Origin of the sequence: Arenibacter flavimaris, assembly GCF_030291335.1 — a bacterium.
GTDB lineage: Bacteria > Bacteroidota > Bacteroidia > Flavobacteriales > Flavobacteriaceae > Arenibacter.
The window spans coordinates 1-4021 of sequence record NZ_JASWIM010000079.1; the positions used below are offsets into that span (position 1 = coordinate 1).

The following is a 4021-nucleotide window of genomic DNA, read 5'->3' on the forward strand; positions in this document are numbered from 1 at the left end:
TCGGTAGAAATCATAAGCAGATAATTGGTTAAATATTTGAATGTCAATAACTTAAATATACCAATTTTCTGCTTTTCCTGCAATATAAAACACCCATTTCTTAAGTCGAACTCACGTTAATTACTCACTAAGTGTGTTGTCTACCTTTTTGAAAAATACCTTTTCAAAAAAAAAGTAACTTCTCAAAATCTTGCCGGAAACGTATGTATGGTCCATCCAGCACCTTCTTCTTCCATAGTGGCACACATGATGGTTTCACCATCCGTACGTACATTGACCAGGCCATAATGGTTTTTGGTCAAAATACGGGAGCGTTCCAGTGGTTTTGTGGCATAGGAAATCGTGAACAGTTGGTGTACGGTTTTAAAATGAAAATCGCTCCTGGTTTCAAACTGTCTCGATTCCAATTCCATAGTTTCCAATAGCGTCTTTTCACGCTCCTCCAACGCCTCTCTGTGTGCTTTTTTTTCGTTTAAATCCTGTATGGCATTAAGCGCTTCCTTTTCATCCGTACTGAGATAGGAGGCTTTGCTGATTTCTGCCTTATTTAGTGCCAACAGGGCCTTATCGTTAACATTACCACTTCCATCATGAAAGTTCCGCATCTTTATATGTGTAACCTTTCCTAGTGAAACTGAGCGCTCTATCTCTGTCATATATACCAAGGGAGTTACCAATCTGTCCTTTACCAGGTCAATATCCACATGTCCGGTGACTGCGCTGGCCGCCACGACCTCTGGTCTTGGATGGGCGTAACCTTCAGCGTCCCCACTGGAGATTATGGTAGCTCCAGCATTTATATGTTGTAAGAATTTATAGGAAATATCATGGCTGCCATGATGACAAGCTTTGGCGACATCGCAGTTGAAACTGGATATTCGATCTCCATACGCTTCCGATATAAAGTCCATACTCGCTTTGTTTAAATCACCTGTCAGCAATATCTGGGCATTGTGGTAGTTGAGTCTCAGACAAATGCTATGGCCATTTTTATTGACCCCCGAGTTGCCAAGGTCCTTTAAAGCGGGCTGACCGTCTACATTTTTGGTCACCGGAGCCAATACTTTGATCTTACAATCGGATGCATTTGGCCAAATTTCCGGTAAATCCTGTCCTGCCTTTAAACTTTCAGAGGTTACCCCTACCCTATTGAAGGTAGTTTCAGGAAGTTCCTCGATAATATCTTTTAAGAATGATTTCCAATGGCCACTCAAGGTGTCCTGATTATCGGTATCCAGGCACGAAATGGCATCTTGCCTATCATTTAAGAGACGGGTGAAATGACTGCTTTTTGTGGGTCCAAGACCGTCTTTATGAGTATCACCCTTGTCTACCCAGGTAGATAGTCCGGCATGGTGGAATTCACCAATTTTCAAATCGATGCAATCCAATTCCAAATCAGTTTCCGGGTCTTTTTTCACTAAATCCCAAAGTCCGCCGTAATGGTCGGAATCACAATGGGAAGCCATCATACTGTCTAGTTGAATTTTATAATGACCATAATCAAAAAAGAATTTCCAGTCTACAAAATCCGCTCCATTTTTACCTGTTTGCTGATTCGCCCTTGGCAATCCTCCATCGAGGAGCATATGTCTTCCTTCCGGAAAACGAATAAGTACACCGTCACCCTGACCTACGTCAATAAAATTTATATTTAAAAGTGCTTTTTCGCCAATAAGATGTGAACTTAACTTTCCAAACCAACCTCTAGCCCTTACACTACATAGATCGTTTTCCCTTTTGGTGATCTGGATTAAATCTCCCCAAAGTAAATCCTTGCGGTATTCGTTATTGGATAACTGGAGTCTAGAAGTGTAGGGTGTTTTATTATCATCGACATCTTTGGCCAAATAGCCTATTTCCACTACATGCCATCGTTTGAGAAATCCTTCTTGTCCATCAACAATACCTCTCGTCCAATCGTCCGACCCTATTCCATCCGGGAGAATGAGTTCATCCCCCCAATGTAATGTTTTGAGAACTGCTGCGTTTTCATTTGCGGTTACATAAAAGGAGGTAGTAAAATCTTTTCTAAAGAATGATTTGTCCTTGCGACTATAGGTTTTATCCTTAAAAAAGCGATACTCATCATTATATGCCCGAATCCACCCCTGTGCCATAAATAACAATTTTGAGATTAGCTCAATACCATAGTGCCAATAACAGCTATTTAATGGGGGAAAGTAAAAACGTAGGCAGTAATTATCTGGAGACTAAAAAGTTACAAATAAAATTTTACTAACAACTACATAAAAACCATAGACTTTTTAAGGTTTTCATTTTATTGGCACCGCCAAAGGGTATAATACCCCGAGGCTTGCCTCGAAAATTAAAGGTCGTTTCCTACGAATGCCTCGCGGGCTTGCCCCGAGGTAGTTTACTTGCTTGCCAAGTGTGTGGTAGTCGACTTAAAAAGAGTTTTAAGAACGGCATACTGTTGAAATACTTGGAATCTTTTAAAGTTTATGCGAGTTGGGGCATTGGCCTTTGTATTGGCAATCCTTAACCTATGGCAATGGATCGCCTGCCTTCACAAAACTGCTTCGGCTGGCAGGTGTAAGATATTATAGTACATTTTGAATTATTGGTTTAGGCAGTGGCTGAATCAAAAATAAAGCAGGTTGACGCGTTGGCATAATGCCAACAAAACTTAATCCACGTAACTATAATTCTATTGTCTAAAATATACCTACATGTTAGTATTTCACAAGAATCCTTAGGACTTGGGTGTTGGATTGTAAAGTCCGTATGGTCTAACAAAAGCCAAATTTGCCAAGATTTAAGAAAGTAAGCTTGATATTATACCTTTTTAGATACTATATTGATGCATGGAATCCTTAAATGATACTAAGGCCAAATTACTTGATTGTGTTTGTCTGTCCATTTACCACTAGTATATGTTATTAGGCCATACTTTTGATGATAATAACTTTCTCCGGTTCGGTACTCTTTGTCAATACCATCTTTCTTAAATTCTTCTACACACCATTCAGAAGCATCTGGTCCAACTTGCCTTACATAACCTTCTTCACAGCCATCACCATTACTTTCACAACCAAGACTAAAAAATACTAAAAGCAATAGAAACCTAAATTTTTTTACCATAATTTTAAGTTTAAAGTATTCTAAAAATATTTGGGGAGAGCGAGTAACTTTTAATTATTTATTGGTGCTTTATCCAAATAATGTATAGCATAAGCGTAACTTGCCTCTTGCCCCGCTTTAAGTTGTTTAACATTAGGCGTCATTTCCAAATTGATCTGTACTCGCTCTGGACTCCAGAAAAGATTTAAATTTTCAAAAGTACCCGGTTTAAAACGTTGCTCAACACCAAATCCGGACTTCTGATTAAAATAGGCAAAGGAACCCCCTTTAAGACCTTCTTTCATTATTGAATTTGTCCTTTCTGTTGGTTTTGCATTTTCCCAACCCTGGTTTACCTGCAACCAATGGTTAGCTTTAACATAAACACCAACTTCTTGAGGGTCTAAAGAGCCCGACCCAGCATTGTATTCCGGGTGTACGAAGAAATTAAAGGAACGGTCCACCTCTGACTTTATTGAGGTTTCAAAGTGGATGCCATCTCCTTCGAGACTGATTGTACGTTCAATTCGTGCGCCATCATTTGTTGTAAGTGCAATAATTACTTTTGTTGGGCTTTGCTCCACAATTTCATACCCTAAAATTCCATCAGGTTTTGGGCCATCTCCCTCTCTGACCCATTCCTCAAAACGAAAACGATCAAATGAACGCGTAGGCTGAACCACGTTTCTATCTTTAGGCTTATAGGTCATCTCCACCACTTTAGCATTGCTTTCAGGTATTACCACTAAACTCCAATAGTTATTTTCTAATTGAACTGCTTTCAACCCTGAAAAAATATTACGCATATTTTCTAGTTGAACTAAACCTTCGGTAACCTTTTCAGCTAGATTTCGTAAATTATATGGATTAATCTAAATCTAAAATTTATGTATCAAAAAAAAGTGTGCAATCCTGCACCGAACTGGCAAAAAGTACG

At 39.2% G+C, this 4021-nt stretch carries 3 protein-coding genes; all 3 read right to left on the bottom strand.

The genetic code is table 11. The features are described 5' to 3' along the window. Window positions 1–182: 182 nt before the first annotated feature. The gene (locus tag QSE00_RS25020) at window positions 183–2120 is read right to left on the bottom strand and encodes a ComEC/Rec2 family competence protein (protein ID WP_286108001.1); all 1938 of its coding nucleotides are present in this window, start codon (window positions 2118–2120) and stop codon (window positions 183–185) included. 727 nt (window positions 2121–2847) lie between these two features. Beyond that, the gene (locus QSE00_RS25025) at window positions 2848–3105 is read right to left on the bottom strand and encodes a hypothetical protein (RefSeq protein ID WP_286108002.1); all 258 of its coding nucleotides are present in this window, start codon (window positions 3103–3105) and stop codon (window positions 2848–2850) included. A gap of 50 nt (window positions 3106–3155) precedes the next feature. After that, complete coding sequence (locus QSE00_RS25030) at window positions 3156–3890, bottom strand: hypothetical protein (protein WP_286108003.1); 735 nt, start codon at window positions 3888–3890, stop codon at window positions 3156–3158. Window positions 3891–4021 lie beyond the last annotated feature (131 nt).

Coding starts and splice junctions, on each gene's coding strand:
- QSE00_RS25025 (WP_286108002.1), bottom strand. CDS start 3,105: ATGGTAAAAAAATTTAGGTTTCTATTGCTTTTAGTATTTTTTAGTCTT.
- QSE00_RS25020 (WP_286108001.1), bottom strand. CDS start 2,120: ATGGCACAGGGGTGGATTCGGGCATATAATGATGAGTATCGCTTTTTT.
- QSE00_RS25030 (WP_286108003.1), bottom strand. CDS start 3,890: ATGCGTAATATTTTTTCAGGGTTGAAAGCAGTTCAATTAGAAAATAAC.